Source organism: Mesorhizobium sp. ESP7-2 (assembly GCF_020164715.1).
Taxonomy (GTDB): domain Bacteria; phylum Pseudomonadota; class Alphaproteobacteria; order Rhizobiales; family Rhizobiaceae; genus Mesorhizobium.
Genome location: NZ_JAIUGQ010000006.1, coordinates 69010 through 86219, shown reverse-complemented (window position 1 = coordinate 86219; position 17210 = coordinate 69010). Strand labels below are relative to the sequence as shown.

The following is a 17210-nucleotide window of genomic DNA, read 5'->3' as shown; positions in this document are numbered from 1 at the left end:
CGGAATGCAGATAGAATTGCTCGATACCTTCCTCGATCTCATCGAGACCCGGAATTTCAACAGGACCGCGGAGCGGCTTGGCATCACCCAGTCCACCGTCTCGAGCCGCATTCGCACGCTCGAGACGCTGCTGGAAAAACAGCTCTTCATTCGCAACAAGAGCGGGACGGAGCCCACCGCCGCCGGTGTACGCTTCGAGCAGCATGCGCGCGCGGTAAAGCTCAGATGGCTGGATGCGCGCCGCGAAATCCAGTCGGTCGGCAAGTTCGACCGTCTCATCCGCATCGGCATTCAGTTCGAGCTTTACGAGCGCGTCCTGCAGGAATGGCTGGTCTGGGTGAGGGCGACGATGCCCAAGCTGGCAATCTATGTCGAGATCGACTACTCGAACCAGATGATCCTGGACCTCACGACCGGCAGCCTCGATCTCGCCGTCCTTTATTCGCCGCAGCATCTTCCCGACATTCACTATGAGCAGATCGCCGAGGAGAGCTTCGTGATGGTCTCCACGCGCGGCGTGGCGTTCAGTGACATCACGCCGGCGGACTACATTCGCGCCAACTACTCCGCATCCTTCGATCGCGCGCACAAACAGATGCTGCCCGAACTGGAAAGCAGCCCGGTTTCGACCGGAAACGGCGGCGCTGTCGCCCATCTGCTGAGAAGCCAGGGCGGTACGGCCTTCGTCACCGCGGCGGTCGCGACGAAATTGCTTCAGGAGAAGGTGGCGGAGCTCGTCGCCGACGCGCCAAGAATCTCCCATCTGATCTATTCCGCCGTGCACGTGCGGCATCATCATTCACACACCCATGCCCGCTTGCTGAAGGCGCTCAAGCTAATGACGGTATAGGCGCCGCGACGCAGGTGGTTACAGGTCGACAGCGATGTCGCTGGTCGGTGTGCTGCAGCAAGCAAGGACAAAGCCTGCCTCGCGCTCGGCATCTGAAAGGCCCCCCATCTCGTTCATGTCCACCGCGCCGCTTGCCAGCATGACCTTGCATGTTCCGCACAGGCCCATTCGGCAGGACGTCTCGACATGGATGCCGGCGGCCTCGGCAATATCCAAAATGGTCTCACCGGCGCCGGCCACACGATTGATGCTGCAACGCTGGAAAAGAATGCTTCTTGCCTCGCCGCCTTGTCCCCGGTCAGCTGCAGATTTGATGGCGCCCGACGGCGCTGGGCCGAAGGCTTCTTCGAAAATCTCGCGTGCCGGTACCCCAAGCTCAAGAAGGTCGCGGCGCATCGCTTCCATGAACGCCGTAGGCCCGCATAGAAAGGCGCTCCGTTCTGCCGCGTCCGGCACGAGTTCGGCCAGCTTGGTCATGTCAAGCCGGCCGCCGGCGCCAAAGGCGCCGGATGGCTGGCTGCAAACGGTCTCCACACGCAGCCCAGGCAGTTGGGCAAAGCTTCGCAGTTCGTCCTCGAAAAGAAGATCGCCTGGCGTTCGCGCACATTGGATGAGGCAGATATCGAGATCGCTGCCGGCATCGCTGAGCGACCGCAGCATTGACATGAACGGGGTGATGCCGCTGCCCGCGCAAAGGAAAAGTGCCTTTTGGAAGGCACGGCCCTCAAGCGTGAACATGCCACCGGCTTCACCGATCTCGGCCGTCGCGCCTGCGCCGAAATGATCGTGGAGGATACGAGTTGCCTTGCCGTCCTTGGCGGCCTTGATCGTCAAAGCGATACGCTGCGGGCGGCTTGGTGGCGAGGCTATGGTGAAGACGCGGGAAAACTGTTCACCGTTCCAGCCGAAGCGGATGGTGGTGGACTGGCCGGCACGGAAGTCGAAACCCCGGCCGTCGACGCGCTCGAAGACCAGCGTGACGACGTCGCTCGTCTCCTGGATGCGGTCCGTGCAGACACACAGGCGCGACGTATCGAGGAGGGCGCAATTGCCGGCGCCAGCGGGTACGACATTCATGGGCCGTCTCCAAAGACAGGTGATCTGCCTGCGATAGCAGATCGGAGCGTGCCCATGCCGCATCTCGTTAATCGGAAAAAGCGTTCACATTTTACACCGGGACTCACGCCATGGCTGGCGTTGTCGATAGGATCAGCTGATCCAGAGCTTGCCGTTGCTCCAACTCTGGCGGAATCCGTTCATGGCGACTAGGTTGCGATAGGTGCAGCCGCGACAGGCGAGGGGAATGACATATGACCGCGCCCGGTGATTTGCAGCAGGCCCTGTTCCTCAGGTTGAAAAGCGACGCGTCGCTGTCGGCGCTGCTGGGCGGCGCCGGACTGCTCGAGCGGCCAACCGATAACGCCGCCTTTCCCTATGTGACTTCAGGCCAGACCTCTGCCTTCGACTGGGATACCGGCGCCGAGAACAATGACGACCAGCTGATCACGCTGCATGTCTGGTCGAAGGCCCATGGCGAAGCCGAAACGCTTGCCATCATGGCCGCCATCGAAGCACGCCTTGCTGACGCGGTGCTGGTGATCGGCCCGCGTGGCCAGACGCGGCTGTCGCTGGAATTCACCGAGGCGCGTTATGATGAGGAACTGCTTGTCCATCACGGTCTGCTGCGATTCCGTGCGCTGACGCAGGAAAAAGCCTGACGCGCTTTCAATATCATCGAAACGGAGTCTAAACTGCGCTTTCGCGGGTTTCACTGGTGGGGCGGTGAAATCCGGATTGTCTGTCTCGCGTTGCAGGGGTGTGGCGAGCATGGTTTCAGGGCCGTTCACCGTTCATTTCACGTTCAGCACCGATGCGTTACAACGCCGGTCATGAAAACGCTTCGCTCCCATTTCCGAACCGCGACCCTGGCGCTTAGTGCGGCCGGGCTGTTTGCGTCGCAGGCAATGGCGATACCGGTGATCGCGCCCGACCAGCCCAGCCCGATCGTCTTGGCCGCATCCGACTGCTATGCGATCGGTCAGCAGGTGGCCCAGCAGAATGGCGGGACGCTCGCCAAGGCCTCGGCGTCGACGCGTGGCGGCCAGCCGGTCTGCGTCATCGTCGTGCTCGTGCCCGGCAAGGACGGCCAGCGTCCGCGCCGCTCCGAAATCGTCGTTCCACAGAACTGACGCAGTCTTCCCTTCCTACAGGGCTCCGTTTCCCAGGTCGGCGGAATCGGCCTATATCTGCAACTTCAGTCCAACAGGCATTGGTCCCCGCATGCGCGTACTCGTCGTCGAGGATGACAAGGATCTCAACCGCCAGATTTCGGATGCGCTGGTCGATGCCGGCTATGTCGTCGACCGTGCCTTCGATGGCGAGGAGGGTCATTTCCTCGGCGACACCGAGCCCTACGATGCCGTCGTGCTCGACATCGGCCTGCCGCAGATTGACGGCATCAGCGTGGTCGAGCGCTGGCGTCGCGGCGGCCGCAAGATGCCAGTGCTGATCCTGACGGCGCGTGACCGCTGGAGCGACAAGGTGTCCGGCATCGACGCCGGCGCCGACGACTACGTCAGCAAGCCGTTCCACATCGAGGAGGTGCTGGCACGGGTCAGGGCTCTGATCCGCCGCGCCGCCGGCCATGCCTCGTCGGAACTGACCTGTGGGTCGCTGCGCCTCGACACCAAGGCTTCGAAGGCCGATGTCGACGGCGTGCCACTGAAATTGACCTCGCACGAATTCCGGCTGCTTGCCTATCTGATGCACCATATGGGCGAGGTTGTCTCGCGTACCGAACTGGTCGAGCATCTCTACGACCAGGATTTCGATCGCGATTCCAACACGATCGAGGTCTTTGTCGGGCGGCTGCGCAAGAAGATGGGCATCGACATGATCGAAACCGTGCGCGGCATGGGCTACCGCATGCGTGAGCCGGAGGCGTAAGGCGGAACCGCTCCCTACCAACCCAACCGTGGGCAGACGGCTTTCGCTGCGCGCTTGGCCGCGCTCGCTGACGTTCCGCGTCATCGCCTTCTCCACGGTGTGGGCGATCCTCACCCTGGTCGTCATCTTCACCCTGATCACCACGCTTTACCGCCAGGCCAGCGAGCGAGGCTTCGACAGCCTGCTGTCGGCGCATTTGTTCAACCTGATCGGCTCGGTCGGCATTTCCGACAGCGGCGCGCTGACCGGCTCGCCGGATCTTGGCGACCTCCGTTTCTCGGAACCGAATTCGGGCTGGTACTGGTCCGTCGAGCCCGCTTCGGAAGGGGTGCATGGCGATCTTCATTCTTCGTCCATGACCCGGACCATCCCGTCGCCCGGCGTGGCGGATGTTCCCTTCAATGCCAATTTCCAGCGCAGCTATGCCGCGCAAGGCATCAACGGCGAGGAACTGGTCGTGTTCGAGAGCGAATTCGTTCTCGATGCGAAGAACCGCGCCGCGCGCTTCCGCGTCATGGGCAACAAGACCGAACTGGAGCAGGAAATAGGGACCTTCCAGCGCCGCTTGCTAACCTATCTCGGCCTGTTCGGCATCGGCATGATCGCCATCAACGCCATCGCCATCCTGCTCGGGCTGCAGCCGCTGCGCAGGGTCCGCAACGCACTCGCCATGGTGCGCGAGGGCACCGCGCAGAGGCTCGATGGCCGCTTTCCGGCCGAGATCGAACCTTTAGCCAACGAAACCAACGCATTGATTGAAAACAACAAACGCATTGTCGAACGTTCGCGGACTCAGGTCGGCAACCTCGCCCATTCGCTGAAGACACCGCTCGCCGTGCTGCTCAACGAGGGCCGGGCGCTTGGTGGCGCCAAGGGACAGTTGATCGCCGAGCAGGCCGCCTCGATGCAAAAGCAGATCGACCACTATTTGCAGCGCGCCCGCGTCGCGGCGCAGCGCGACAGCGTCGTCTACCGCACGCCGGTGACACCGCTGGTGCGGCGCATGGTGCGCGTTTTGCAGAAGCTCAACCCGCAAACCAACCTGTCGGTGTCGCTGCCGGCCACGGAGATCGTCTTTGCCGGCGAACGCGAAGACCTCGAGGAACTGCTTGGCAATCTTCTCGAAAATGCGATGAAATGGGCAAGGAGCGCGGTGTCGGTTACGGTTGCACCCTTGACCGGCAGCGGTGACAACCTGTTTGAGATCAGCATCGAGGACGACGGCCCTGGCATTCCCGAGGACAAGGCGCGCGAAGCCATGAAGCGCGGACGGCGCCTGGACGAGACAAAACCGGGAACGGGTCTCGGCCTCGCCATCGTCGCCGACCTCGTCAACGAATATGGCGGCGGCCTGGTGCTGGAACGCTCCGGCATGGGCGGACTAAAGGCAGTGGTGCGATTGCGGAGCCTTCAGTGACGTTTCCCCAGGCCAATCGACACCGATGGGCGGCGCATGCTATGGCGGCATATCGATTGACTTCGTACTGGCCGGCGGCGGCCAAATTTCCGACAAATATCAACACTATGGCCACGCCCACTTCTCAGATGATGCTCGCCGCGCATCCATGGCAGGCTCCAACTCAGGAATACCGGTTGTTGGCATGAAGATTCGCGTCGCGCTTGTTTCCGCCTTGCTGGCCGTATCGGGCTGCACCACCTTGAGCGGCAAGGGTTCGACCGTGGCGGCGACACCGGCCTCGACGCCCCCGGCGGGCGGCAAGGTCGTCACCAAGTCGATCATTTCCGCCATGGGCGGCGGTCTCATTGGCGGGTCGATCGGCAATGGCCTGAGCGACACGGAGAAGCGCAGCGCGCTCGAGGCCGAATACAAGGCGCTCGAATACAACACCAGCGGCCAGAAGGTGACGTGGAAGGGCGATCAGGCCTCGCGCCATGGCGAGGTCGTTCCAGCCCAGCCTTACCGCGTTGGTTCGCAGGATTGCCGCCAGTACACGCAGACGGTATTCACCGGCAGCGCCAGTGTCACGGCGCACGGAACGGCCTGCCGCAATGCCGACGGCAGTTGGACACCACTGACCTAGCCGGCCGGATCCGGTTGCGATCCGGCCAGTTGATGTCGATCAAGGACATTCGGCGCGCCTGCCGTCAAAGCGTCGCAGGATGCCTGTGTTGGCAGGGCAAGGCTCTGCCTTTATTGGAAGAACCATGCTGTTCTGGGTCATAGCCGCAATTCTCACGCTGGGCGCCAGCCTGGCGGTGCTTTTGCCGCTGGCTGGGGCCTCCAAGGACGCGTCATCGAGCGGCGATCACGATCTGGAAGTCTATCGCGATCAATTGGCCGAACTCGACCGCGACGCCGCACGCGGCCTGATCGGGCCCGCTGAAGCGGCCGAGGCGCGCGCCGAGATCGCCCGCCGCATCCTTCGCCTGGGCAACGCGGATATGGCGGACAAGACATCTGGCAGATCAGCATCGGTCACGGCACGGCTCGTCGCGACCGCCGCCGTGCTGGTGGTGCCGTTGGTCAGCTGGGGGCTCTATAGCCAGATCGGCTCGCCTGACCTGCCGTCGCAGCCGCTCAGCGAGCGGCTGGCCAAGAACCCGGCCGACAGCTCGGTCGATGAGCTGGTGGCGCGCGCAGAAGCCCATCTTGCTGCCAATCCTTCCGATGGGCGGGGCTGGGATGTGCTGGCGCCGGTCTATCTGCGCATGCAGCGCTTTGCCGACGCCGCGGCGGCCTACCGCAACGCCATACGCCTGGACGGCGACAATGCCGCCCGCCAGGCCGGCCTCGGCGAGGCGATAGCCGGTGCCGCGGGCGGTATCGTTTCGGCCGATGCCCAGCATGCCTTCGAGGCGGCCTTGAAGCTCGATCCGGCCAACGCGAAAGCCAGTTTCTATCTGGCCATGGCGTTGGCACAGGAGGGCCGCGGCAAGGAAGCGGCCGCCGCGTGGCAAGCGATGCTTGGCAGGCTGCCGCCGAATTCGCCGTGGCGGGGCGCCGTCGAACAGGCATTGGCCAAATCCGGCGGCCCCGAAGTCGCTTCCGGCGTGGCCGCGAAAAGCCCCGATGCCGCCGATGTCGACGCGGCATCCTCCATGTCGCCGCAGGACAGGGAAGCCATGATCAACACCATGGTCGCCGGCCTCGACGACAAACTTCGTCAAAATCCGCGCGACCCGGAAGGATGGATGCGGTTGGTTCGTTCCTATGTCGTGCTGGGCAAGACCGATCAGGCACGCGATGCGCTGGGCCGCGCCATTGCGGTCTTTGGAGCCAACAGCGACGAAGCCAGGAAATTCACCGCCTTTGCCGCCTCGCTCGGCCTGACGGCGACGGAGTAGAACTTGACATGACGCGCAAGCAGAAACGATTGTCGGTGATTGTGGGCGGCTTGGCTTTCCTCGCCGCCGCCACCGGCCTGACCTTCTACGCGCTTGGCCAGAAAGCGTCCTATTTCTACATGCCGGCCGATCTGACCACTGCCAGCGTACAGCCCGGCCAGCGCATCAGGCTCGGCGGTTTGGTCGAAAAAGGCACCATCCAGCGCGGCCAGGGCGCGACGGTCGCCTTTTCCGTCACCGACACCCACAAATCGGTCAAGGTGAGCTATACCGGCATCCTACCCGATCTTTTTCGCGAAGGGCAGGGCGTCATCACCGAGGGCACCTTCGGCGCCGACGGCGTCTTTGTCGCCGACAGCGTGTTGGCCAAGCACGATGAGCGTTACATGCCCAAGGAAGTTGCCGACGGGCTGAAGGCCAAGGGTGTCTGGCAGGAGAGCAAGAGTGAGTAACCCCGGTGGGAGAGCAAGCGTGAGTCGCGGGAATGGTTGAGACCGGACATTTCGCCCTGGTTCTGGCGTTCGCGCTTTCACTGGTGCAGACCATCGTGCCGCTGTTTGGCGCGCGGCTGAACAACCAGCGCCTGATGGCAGTCGGCGGTCCGGTCGCGGTGACTGGTTTTGCGTTGACCGCGCTGTCCTTCGCAGCCCTTGCCAGCGCCTATGCAAGCTCCGATTTTTCGCTGGCGAACGTTTGGGAGAACTCGCATTCGCTTCAGCCGCTGATCTACAAGATCACCGGGACCTGGGGCAATCACGAAGGCTCGATGCTGCTCTGGGTGCTGATCCTGACCTTCTTCGGCGCGCTTGTCGCCGCTTTCGGCTCCAACCTGCCGGCGACGCTGCGCGCCAACGTGCTTGCGGTGCAGGGCGCCATTGGCGCTGCCTTCTTCCTGTTCATCCTGGTGACGTCCAATCCTTTCATCCGCCTCAACCCGGCGCCCATCGAAGGCCGCGATCTCAACCCGATCCTGCAGGATCTTGGCCTCGCCATTCATCCGCCGCTGCTCTATCTCGGCTATGTCGGCTTCTCGATCTGCTTTTCCTTCTCGGTCGCGGCCCTCATCGAGGGGCGCATCGATGCCTCCTGGGCGCGCTGGGTGCGGCCATGGACACTGGTCGCCTGGATGTTCCTGACCGGCGGCATCGCCATGGGATCGTACTGGGCCTATTACGAGCTCGGCTGGGGCGGCTTCTGGTTCTGGGACCCGGTCGAAAACGCTTCCTTCATGCCGTGGCTGGCGGGCACCGCGCTGTTGCATTCGGCCATCGTCATGGAAAAGCGCTCGGCTTTGAAGATCTGGACGCTGCTGCTCGCCATTTTGACCTTCTCGCTGTCGCTGCTCGGCACCTTCCTGGTGCGTTCGGGCGTCCTGACTTCCGTCCACGCCTTTGCCACCGATCCGACGCGCGGCGTCTTCATCCTGTGCATCCTGACGCTGTTCATCGGCGGCTCGCTGTCACTGTTTGCGCTGCGCGCATCGAAGTTGACGGCAGGCGGCTTGTTCCATCCGATTTCGCGCGAAGGCGCACTCGTCCTCAACAATCTGTTCCTGACCACGGCGACCGCCACCGTGCTGGTCGGCACGCTCTATCCGCTGGCGGTCGAGGCTTTTTCGGCCGACAAGATTTCGGTCGGAGCGCCGTTCTTCAACCTTACCTTCGCACCGCTGATGGTGCCGCTGCTGGTGATGGTTCCCTTTGGGCCGCTGCTGGCCTGGAAGCGCGGCGATGTGTTTGGCGTCGCGCAGCGTCTGATGGTGGCGTTCGCGGCCGCCCTTCTGGCAACGCTGGTCACCGCCTTGTTCATCGACGGCGCTTCGGTGCTTGCTGCGCTTGGCGTCGGCCTTGCCGTCTGGCTGATCCTCGGTGCGCTAACCGACATCGCCGTCAAAGCCGGGGTCGGCAATGTCGCCGCGCCGGTCCTGGTCAGACGCCTGGTTGGTCTGCCACGCTCGGTGTTCGGGACCGCTTTCGCGCATCTTGGCCTCGGCCTGACGGTGCTCGGCATTGTCGGCACGCTCTGCTTTGGCACGGAGAAGATCCTGTCCATGCATGCTGGTGAAACCGTCGAAATCTCCGGCCGCACGGTTCGTTTCGTCGGCCTCTATCCTGCCCAGGGACCGAACTACAGCGAGGATCGCGGCCGTTTCGAGCTGATCGGCGTCAGCGGCAGCGCTGTCGGCGAAATCAGCTCCGCCAAGCGTTTCTATCCCGTGCGGCAGATGACGACGACGGAGTCCGGCATCAAGACGATCGGCCTCTCCCAGCTCTACATTTCGCTCGGCGACGAGGGCAAGGACGGCTCGGTCGTGGTGCGCCTGTGGTGGAAGCCGCTGGTGACGCTGATCTGGGGCGGCGGCCTGGTGATGATGGTGGGTGCGGCCATGTCGCTGATGGACAGACGCCTGCGTGTCGGCGCGCCATCGCGCCGTCGCAAGCAGGCGGTGGTGCCGGCGGGCCTGTCATGAAGGCAAGGTTTTCACTGATGTCGATTGTCCTGCTGCTGGCATTGCTCTTCGCCGGCACGGCAATGGCGGTGAAGCCTGACGAGATGCTGGCGGCCCCGGCACTCGAGGCGAGAGCCCGGGCGCTATCGGAAGGCTTGCGATGCATGGTCTGCCAGAACCAGTCGATCGACGAATCCGACGCCGACCTTGCTCGCGACCTGCGGATCCTGGTGCGCCAGCGCCTCGTCGCCGGCGATACCGACCAGCAGGTGATGGACTATGTCGTTTCCCGCTACGGCGAGTTCGTGCTTCTGAAGCCACGTTTTGATCTCAGGAATGCCCTGCTTTGGGGCACGCCGGTGCTGCTGCTGCTGGTGGGAGGTGTGTTCATTGCTCTAAGCGCGCGATCGCGCCGGACGCTGGCGACGAAATCCCTGTCAGCCGACGAGCAGGCGGCATTGGACGCGATCCTGCACCGCGACTGACCGCCCAGTCGCCCGCTAACATTACCAAAGTTTCATGTGTCGGAAATGGCGCTGTAATGTCCGCCGTTCTAATTCTCGTTTCCTGAGGATGCCGATCAAGGCGCGTCCGCTTGAAAGAGGATAAGAGATCCATGAATATTGCCCCCAATTCATATTCCCGCACCCGCAAGCGTCTTCTGGCTGCCGTCGCGTCCGTCGCTGTCGCCGGTGCGATCGGTGTTGGCGCGCTGACCAGTGGAACCAGCCCCGTTCTGGCTGACGCCGTACGTGTCGAGGCTCCGCAGGTTCCGAGCTTCGCCGATGTCGTGGAGCGCGTTTCGCCAGCCGTGGTCAGCGTCAAGGTCAAGGCCAAGCTGCAACCGACAGCCGATGACGGTTCGGGCGATCAGGGCGGTTTCGACAATCTTCCCAACAATCCGCAGCTGCGCCGCTTCTTCAAGGAATTCCGCGGCTTTGGTGACCAGGGTGGCCAGAACGACGAAGGTCACCGCCGCTTCGGTCACCGCGATCGCAACAACGACCAGCCGCGTCCGGTGGCACAGGGCTCGGGCTTCTTCATTTCCGAAGACGGTTATCTCGTAACCAACAACCACGTCGTCGACGAGGGCACCGCTTTCACCGTGGTGACCAATGACGGCAAGGAACTCGACGCCAAGCTGGTCGGCACCGATCCGCGCACCGACCTCGCCGTGCTCAAGGTCGATGGCGGCGGCAAGTTCACCTATGTCGACTTCGCCGACGATTCCAAGGTTCGCGTCGGCGACTGGGTCGTGGCTGTCGGCAACCCGTTCGGCCTCGGTGGCACCGTCACCGCCGGCATTATCTCGGCGCGCGGCCGCGATATCGGCGCCGGCCCTTATGACGATTTCCTCCAGATCGACGCCTCGGTCAACCGCGGCAATTCGGGTGGCCCGACCTTCAATCTCAACGGCCAGGTGGTCGGCATCAATACCGCCATCTTCTCGCCCTCGGGCGGCAGCGTCGGCATCGCCTTCGACATTCCCGCCACGACCGCCAAGCAGGTCGTCGCAGACTTGATGAAGAACGGCGCGGTCCAGCGCGGCTGGCTCGGCGTCGAAATCCAGCCGGTCACTTCCGACATCGCCGAATCGCTCGGTCTGAAGTCCAACAATGGCGCGTTGGTTTCGAGCGCCCAGGACGATGGCCCCGGCAAGAAGGCCGGCATCACGGCAGGTGATGTCATCACCCAGGTCGATGGCAAGGATGTTGCCTCGCCGAAGGAACTCGCCCGTCTGATCGGCGCCTATTCGCCGGGCAAATCGGTTGACGTCACCGTGTGGCGTGACGGCAAGAGCCAGACGGTCAAGGTCGATCTCGGCAAGCTGCCCGCCAGCGACAAGCAGGCGTCGGGCGATCAGCAGCAGCAGCAACCCGCCGCTCCGGCAAAGCCGGACACGCTGGCTGATCTCGGCCTCACCGTCACCAAGTCCGAAAACGGTAAGGGTCTGGTGGTGACCGACGTCGACCCCGACAGCACCGCCGCCGACCGCGGCATCCAGCCGGGCGACGTCATCACCGCGGTCAACTCGGCGGAGGTCAACGGCACCGAAGACGTCACCAAGGCCATGGCCGATGCGGTCAAATCCGGACGCAAGGCGGTGCTGATGCAGATCACCCGTGACGACAACAACCGCTTCGTCGCGGTGCCGGTGGCCAAGGGCTGAGACGACCTTTCCAATGCGGCGGTTTCAACACCCCCGAGTCGCCGCATGGGAAAGCAAGAAGGAGAGCCCGTTAGTCAGTCATCGCGCTCTTCTTCAGCGGCAGCGGGCTTCCCATCGCCCGCTGCCGCGCCCCGCATATGGCTGCCCATCACGCCCTCGTGCCCGAAGCCGGTCGGTTCGGTGGTTGCGGGATGACGACATGACCGGGAACTGGCATGTCCGGCGTAACGACGCCACGGAACAAAGATTTTATCGCGTACGCTCTCGATCATCCTGATCGCGATGCGTTTTGGCAAAGGCTAAAATGCAGATGCCGGCTACTCAACCTTCCAGCGAAATCGCGTATAACGGCCCTATGAAGATTCTCGTCATAGAAGACGATCGCGAGGCTGCGGATTATCTGCAGAAAGCCTTCACGGAAGCGGGTCATACCGCGCATGTCGCGGGTGACGGTGAGACCGGCTTCGCGCTTGCCGATGCGGGTGATTATGACGTGATGGTCATCGATCGGATGATGCCGCGCCGCGACGGCCTGTCGGTTATTGCCGCTCTCCGTTCCAGGGGCAACACGACGCCAGTGCTCATCCTGTCTGCGCTGGGCGAGGTCGATGACCGTGTCACCGGGCTGCGCGCCGGCGGCGACGACTATCTGACCAAGCCCTATGCCTTTTCCGAACTTCTGGCGCGTGTCGAGGTGCTGAACCGACGCGCCAGCGCCAAGGAGGCCGAGACCGTCTACCGGGTTGGCGACCTTGAACTCGACAGGCTGTCGCATTCTGTCCGCCGGGCGGCACGCGAGATCACGCTGCAGCCGCGCGAATTCCGCTTGCTCGAATATCTCATGCGCCATGCCGGCCAGGTTGTGACGCGCACCATGCTTCTCGAAAATGTCTGGGACTATCATTTCGATCCGCAGACCAATGTCATAGATGTCCACGTCTCGCGGCTGCGCGGCAAGATCGAAAAGGGCTTCGACAAGCCGATCCTGCATACGGTTCGCGGCGCCGGATACATGCTGAAGGGCGGCTAGGCGGCAGCATGGCGCTTTCCGTGCCCGCCATCATGAAGACGACGGCCGCACGGCTTTCGGCGCTTTATCTCCTGCTCTTCGCACTCTGCGCGGTGCTGCTCGTCCTCTACATGACTTCGCTCTCGGCGCGCATGTTAACCGCGCAGACGCAGGAGACCATCAACGACGAAGTGCTCGGCCTTGCGCGCGCCTATCAGCGCGGTGGCTTGCCGGTATTGGTCCGCGTGGTCGAGGCCCGCTCGCGCCAACCCGGCGCCAACCTCTATCTGATCGCCGATGCCAACGGCCAGATCCTGACCGGTAACGTGCAGAGTCTGGAGCCGGGAGTTCTCGAAAACGAAGGCTGGACCACCAGCCCTTTTTCATATCAGCGCTTTGGCGAGGGAGAGCTCGATCGTCTACGCAATTTGCCTGCCGACAAGGGGACGGCACAGCCCGACCAGAGCGACACGCAGGCGCAGGGCGAGAAGGGCCACAACGCCATTGCCCTGGTGCTGCGGCTGCCCAATCAGATGATCATGCTGGTCGGCCGCGATCTCGGCGAACCGGAGCGGTTCCGTGCCGTCATCCGCCGTTCGCTGGTGCTGGCGCTCGGCATGATGGGGGTGGGCGGCATCCTGATCTGGTTCTTTGTTGGCCGCGCGGCATTGAAGCGTATCGACGGGGTTTCCGAGGCAAGCCGGCGCATTATGGGCGGTGATCTCAGTGGCCGGTTGCCGGTGACCGGCGCCGGTGACGAGTTCGACCGGCTATCGGAAAACCTCAATGTCATGCTGGCCAGGATCTCCACGCTCAACGAAGGGCTGAAGCAGGTATCCGACAACATCGCGCATGACCTGAAGACGCCGCTGACCCGGCTGCGCAACAGGGCCGAAGCGACGCTTTCCGGCAAGCAGAAAACATCGGATTATCGGCAGGCGCTGGAAGGCACCATCGCCGAGTCCGACCAGCTGATAAAAACCTTCAACGCCATCCTGATGATCTCCCGGCTGGAGGCTGGGTATTCTTCCGAGCACACCAGCCGCGTCGATCTGGCGGAGGCCGTGCGTGATGTGGTCGAACTTTACGAGCCGGTGGCCGAGGAGGCTGGCGTTTCGCTGGACGCCGAGGTGAACGGTGCTTTTGTCGTCGACGGCAACCGCGAACTGATCGGTCAGGCGCTTTCCAACATCGTCGACAATGCGATCAAGTATTCGACCGATTCGACGTCCAAACCGGCGGTCCGTGTGGCGCTCGAACGCACGCATGGCGAGATCAGGCTTTCCGTCGCCGACAACGGCCAGGGCATTCCCGACGATGCCGATCGCGCCCGAGCGACGGAACGCTTCGTGCGGCTTGAGAAGAGCCGTTCGCAGCCTGGTTCGGGCCTTGGCCTCAGTCTCGCCAAGGCGGTCATGACATTCCATTACGGCCGGCTTGACCTGTTGTCTGGCAATCCGGGACTATCCGTGGTCATGAGTTTCCCCGCGCGGGAGGACCACTGATGGCGGCCGTTGCCAAGCGGAGCAATACAGGCTGGCTGCTGAGCCTGGAAACCCCGCTTGCTCCGCTCGACGAGGGCCGGGCACGGCAGGAACTGTCCGAAATCGCGGATGCAGCGCGCGAAGAAGGGTTGATACGCGCGGCCAAATTCCTGGCCGGCAAGGGGACGGCGCAGGATTTCCTGGCCGCCGTCTTCGACCTTTCGCCGTTCCTGCGCGATACCGCGCGCCGCCGGCCGCAAATCCTGGATGGCCTGTTCGACCTGCCGATCGAGGCCCGCCTGAAGGCGATCACCGCCGCGATCGACCAGGCGCCGCTGGCCGAAACGGTCTCGGAATCCGGCCTGATGATGAAACTGCGCCAGCACAAGGCCGAGGCGCATTTCCTGATCGCGCTCGCCGATCTCTCGGGCGAGGCCGAAACCTCGCTGACTGTAAGGCGGTTGAGCGATCTCGCCGACGCCTGCGCCCGCGCGGCCGTCGATTTCCTGCTGCGTGACGCGCACGGCCAGGGCAAGCTCAAACTGCCCGACCTGGACAGCCCGTCGCATCAATCGGGCTGGATCCTGCTCGGCATGGGCAAGCTCGGCGCGCACGAGCTGAATTTCTCCTCCGACATCGACCTCGTCGTGTTCTTCGATCCGGAGGCGCCCGCCGTGGTCGATCCTCTCGACGCTACCGACCTGTTCTCGCGCCTGACGCGCCGGCTGGTGCGCATCCTGCAGGATCGCACCGAGCACGGCTATGTCTTCCGCACCGACCTGAGATTGCGTCCCGACCCCGGTTCGACCCCGCTGGCGATTCCGGTTGAAGCCGCGCTTCGCTACTACGAGGCGCGCGGCCAGAACTGGGAGCGTGCCGCGATGATCAAGGCGCGCCCGGTCGCCGGCGATCTCGCCGCGGGCGATGCCTTTCTCAAGGAGCTCCAGCCCTATATCTGGCGCAAATATATGGACTACGCCGCGATTGCCGACGTCCATTCGATCAAGCGCCAGATTCATGCCCACAAGGGCCATGGCGAGATCGCCGTGAAAGGGCATAACGTCAAGCTTGGACGCGGCGGCATCCGCGAGATCGAGTTCTTCGTCCAGACCCAGCAGCTCATCGCCGGCGGCCGCTTCCCGGAGCTGCGCGGCCGCGAAACCGTGCCGATGCTCGGCCAGCTCGCCGCCCGAGGCTGGATTACATCAGACGCGCGTGACGCGCTCGCCCGCCAGTACTGGTTCCTGCGCCGGGTCGAACACGCCATCCAGATGGTTGCCGACGAGCAGACGCACATGCTGCCGGAAGAGGATGAAGGGCTGGAGCGCATCGCCCGCATGCTGGGCTTTGCCGACGCGGCCGCGTTTGCCGGGGTGTTCCGTGCCTCGCTACAGCAGGTCGAGCGCCACTATGCCGCGCTGTTCGAAACCGCGCCCGAGCTTTCGGCCGGCATCGGCAACCTGGTCTTCACCGGTGACGTCGACGACCCGGACACGCTGCGGACCCTGCACGGTCTCGGCTTCCAGCGGCCAAGCGATATCTGCCGTGTCATCCGCGGCTGGCATTTCGGCCGCTATCGCGTCACCCGGTCGGCGGAGGCGCGCGAGCGGCTGACGGAACTGACGCCGGCACTGCTCAAGGCTTTTGGCCAGACGCGCCGGGCCGATGAGGCGCTGGTCCGTTTCGACGAGTTCCTTGCTGGCCTGCCGGCCGGCATCCAGCTGTTCTCATTGCTGCAGTCGAACCCCGCACTGCTCAGGCTGATGGCGACGATCATGGGCGCGGCACCCCGGCTGGCGGCGATCATCACCCGCCGGCCGCATGTCTTCGACGGCTTGCTCGACCCGGCATTGCTGACCGAGCTTCCCGACCGCGCCTATCTCTCGGCACGGCTTTCCGCCTTCCTCGAAGGCGAAAGGGCCTATGAGGAGGTGCTCGACAGGCTGCGCATATTTGCTTCCGAGCAGAAATTCCTGATCGGTGTGCGGCTGCTCGCGGGCTCGATCGATCCGGCCCGCGCCGGCCGCGCTTTCTCCGATCTGGCGGACCTGACCATCGCGGCTGCGCTGCAAGCGGTGACCGCCGAATTCGCGGTGCGTCATGGCACGATCGCCGGCGGCGTGGTTTCGCTGCTCGGCATGGGCAAGCTCGGCAGCCGCGCATTGACCGCCGGATCGGATGTCGATCTCATTCTGCTCTACGACCACGATGCGGATGCCGAGGACTCCGACGGCGACAAGCCGCTGGCGCCGTCGCACTATTATTCCCGCATGACGCAGCGGCTGATATCGGCCGTGTCGGCGCCGACGGCGGAAGGAGTGCTCTACGAACTCGACCTGCGGCTGCGGCCTTCCGGCAACAAGGGACCGGTCGCCACCCACATCGATGCCTTCAAGAAATACCAGCGCCAGGAGGCCTGGACGTGGGAACACATGGCCCTGTCGCGGGCGCGGCCGATTGCTGGTGACGCCAGCCTGTGCGGCGAGGTCGAGGCGGAAGTTGCCGCGGTGCTGAGCCAATCGCGCGATGCGGCAAAGGTGAGGGCCGAGGCGTCGGACATGCGTGCCATGATCGAGCAGGAAAAGCCGCCCCGCGACCTGTGGGACATCAAGCTGATTCCCGGCGGTCTGATCGATCTCGAATTCATAGCACAGGTGGCTGTCATCACCGGACAGGTCGAGGCCGGGCCGCGCGTCACCGGCACGGCCGAGATCCTGTCCCGCCTGACGCCCCGTTTCGCCAATGCCGGGATCAGGCAGGACCTTGGCCATGCTTACGCCCTGTATCTGGCGCTGACCCAGATGACGCGGCTGTGCCTTACCGGACCCTTCGAACGTGACGACGTTCCGCCGGGGCTTTCGGATCTGCTTCTGGCGGTCACCGACCTGCCGGATTTCGGTGTGCTGGAGGCACACCTCAAGGAGACGTCGCAAAAGGTCAGGAAGGATTTCGACCTTTTGCTTCGTGCCGGGGGTTCGTGATCAACGAGCGTTCGA

At 63.7% G+C, this 17210-nt stretch carries 15 protein-coding genes; 14 read left to right on the top strand and 1 reads right to left on the bottom strand.

What is annotated here, in order from left to right; translation table 11 throughout:
• Positions 1–4 precede the first annotated feature (4 nt).
• The gene (locus LB543_RS08425; protein WP_224613744.1) at positions 5–850 is read left to right on the top strand and encodes a LysR family transcriptional regulator; all 846 of its coding nucleotides are present in this window, start codon (positions 5–7) and stop codon (positions 848–850) included.
• A gap of 18 nt (positions 851–868) precedes the next feature.
• Here LB543_RS08425 and LB543_RS08420 read toward each other — a convergent pair whose 3' ends face one another.
• Positions 869–1927, bottom strand: coding sequence for a flavin reductase family protein (locus LB543_RS08420; protein ID WP_224613743.1), 1059 nt, complete (start codon positions 1925–1927; stop codon positions 869–871).
• A gap of 233 nt (positions 1928–2160) precedes the next feature.
• Here LB543_RS08420 and LB543_RS08415 point away from each other — a divergent pair, with 233 nt between their 5' ends.
• The 13 genes from LB543_RS08415 to LB543_RS08355 all read left to right on the top strand — a co-directional run bounded on the left by LB543_RS08415 (position 2161) and on the right by LB543_RS08355 (position 17195).
• Entirely contained in the window at positions 2161–2568 is a 408-nt protein-coding gene (locus LB543_RS08415; protein ID WP_224613742.1) for a DUF3168 domain-containing protein, read from the top strand.
• A 171-nt stretch (positions 2569–2739) separates the two neighbouring features.
• Positions 2740–3039 carry a hypothetical protein gene (locus tag LB543_RS08410; RefSeq protein ID WP_140759169.1) on the top strand — a complete coding sequence of 100 codons (300 nt, stop codon included), beginning with the start codon at positions 2740–2742 and terminating at the stop codon, positions 3037–3039.
• A gap of 91 nt (positions 3040–3130) precedes the next feature.
• Entirely contained in the window at positions 3131–3796 is a 666-nt protein-coding gene (locus LB543_RS08405; protein WP_224613741.1) for a response regulator transcription factor, read from the top strand.
• A 28-nt stretch (positions 3797–3824) separates the two neighbouring features.
• Entirely contained in the window at positions 3825–5213 is a 1389-nt protein-coding gene (locus LB543_RS08400) for an ATP-binding protein (protein ID WP_224613740.1), read from the top strand.
• 184 nt (positions 5214–5397) lie between these two features.
• On the top strand, positions 5398–5838 hold the full coding sequence (locus tag LB543_RS08395) for a hypothetical protein (protein ID WP_224613739.1): 441 nt from the start codon (positions 5398–5400) through the stop codon (positions 5836–5838).
• Positions 5839–5962: 124 nt separating this feature from the next.
• A complete protein-coding gene (gene ccmI / locus LB543_RS08390; RefSeq protein WP_224613738.1) occupies positions 5963–7102 on the top strand; it encodes a c-type cytochrome biogenesis protein CcmI in 1140 nt (379 codons plus the stop codon).
• Positions 7103–7110: 8 nt separating this feature from the next.
• Positions 7111–7554 carry a cytochrome c maturation protein CcmE gene (ccmE, locus tag LB543_RS08385; RefSeq protein WP_140810166.1) on the top strand — a complete coding sequence of 148 codons (444 nt, stop codon included), beginning with the start codon at positions 7111–7113 and terminating at the stop codon, positions 7552–7554.
• 32 nt (positions 7555–7586) lie between these two features.
• Entirely contained in the window at positions 7587–9572 is a 1986-nt protein-coding gene (locus tag LB543_RS08380; RefSeq protein ID WP_140759181.1) for a heme lyase CcmF/NrfE family subunit, read from the top strand.
• Entirely contained in the window at positions 9569–10036 is a 468-nt protein-coding gene (locus LB543_RS08375; protein ID WP_224613737.1) for a cytochrome c-type biogenesis protein, read from the top strand. Before LB543_RS08380 ends, LB543_RS08375 begins: the two co-directional genes overlap by 4 nt.
• 131 nt (positions 10037–10167) lie before the next feature.
• The gene (locus LB543_RS08370; RefSeq protein WP_224613736.1) at positions 10168–11721 is read left to right on the top strand and encodes a Do family serine endopeptidase; all 1554 of its coding nucleotides are present in this window, start codon (positions 10168–10170) and stop codon (positions 11719–11721) included.
• Positions 11722–12076: 355 nt separating this feature from the next.
• Positions 12077–12751 carry a response regulator transcription factor gene (locus tag LB543_RS08365; RefSeq protein WP_023771592.1) on the top strand — a complete coding sequence of 225 codons (675 nt, stop codon included), beginning with the start codon at positions 12077–12079 and terminating at the stop codon, positions 12749–12751.
• Positions 12752–12759: 8 nt separating this feature from the next.
• A complete protein-coding gene (locus LB543_RS08360; protein WP_224613735.1) occupies positions 12760–14235 on the top strand; it encodes an ATP-binding protein in 1476 nt (491 codons plus the stop codon).
• Positions 14235–17195 carry a bifunctional [glutamine synthetase] adenylyltransferase/[glutamine synthetase]-adenylyl-L-tyrosine phosphorylase gene (locus LB543_RS08355; protein WP_224613734.1) on the top strand — a complete coding sequence of 987 codons (2961 nt, stop codon included), beginning with the start codon at positions 14235–14237 and terminating at the stop codon, positions 17193–17195. The genes LB543_RS08360 and LB543_RS08355 overlap by 1 nt, the downstream gene beginning before the upstream one ends.
• Positions 17196–17210: the final 15 nt, after the last annotated feature.

Bases quoted from the DNA above. Each gene is read 5' to 3' on its own strand.
- LB543_RS08355 (WP_224613734.1), top strand. From the start codon at position 14,235: ATGGCGGCCGTTGCCAAGCGGAGCAATACAGGCTGGCTGCTGAGCCTG.
- LB543_RS08370 (WP_224613736.1), top strand. From the start codon at position 10,168: ATGAATATTGCCCCCAATTCATATTCCCGCACCCGCAAGCGTCTTCTG.
- LB543_RS08425 (WP_224613744.1), top strand. From the start codon at position 5: ATGCAGATAGAATTGCTCGATACCTTCCTCGATCTCATCGAGACCCGG.
- LB543_RS08410 (WP_140759169.1), top strand. From the start codon at position 2,740: ATGAAAACGCTTCGCTCCCATTTCCGAACCGCGACCCTGGCGCTTAGT.
- LB543_RS08380 (WP_140759181.1), top strand. From the start codon at position 7,587: ATGGTTGAGACCGGACATTTCGCCCTGGTTCTGGCGTTCGCGCTTTCA.
- ccmE (WP_140810166.1), top strand. From the start codon at position 7,111: ATGACGCGCAAGCAGAAACGATTGTCGGTGATTGTGGGCGGCTTGGCT.
- LB543_RS08375 (WP_224613737.1), top strand. From the start codon at position 9,569: ATGAAGGCAAGGTTTTCACTGATGTCGATTGTCCTGCTGCTGGCATTG.
- LB543_RS08405 (WP_224613741.1), top strand. From the start codon at position 3,131: ATGCGCGTACTCGTCGTCGAGGATGACAAGGATCTCAACCGCCAGATT.
- LB543_RS08415 (WP_224613742.1), top strand. From the start codon at position 2,161: ATGACCGCGCCCGGTGATTTGCAGCAGGCCCTGTTCCTCAGGTTGAAA.
- ccmI (WP_224613738.1), top strand. From the start codon at position 5,963: ATGCTGTTCTGGGTCATAGCCGCAATTCTCACGCTGGGCGCCAGCCTG.
- LB543_RS08360 (WP_224613735.1), top strand. From the start codon at position 12,760: ATGGCGCTTTCCGTGCCCGCCATCATGAAGACGACGGCCGCACGGCTT.
- LB543_RS08365 (WP_023771592.1), top strand. From the start codon at position 12,077: ATGAAGATTCTCGTCATAGAAGACGATCGCGAGGCTGCGGATTATCTG.
- LB543_RS08420 (WP_224613743.1), bottom strand. From the start codon at position 1,927: ATGAATGTCGTACCCGCTGGCGCCGGCAATTGCGCCCTCCTCGATACG.
- LB543_RS08395 (WP_224613739.1), top strand. From the start codon at position 5,398: ATGAAGATTCGCGTCGCGCTTGTTTCCGCCTTGCTGGCCGTATCGGGC.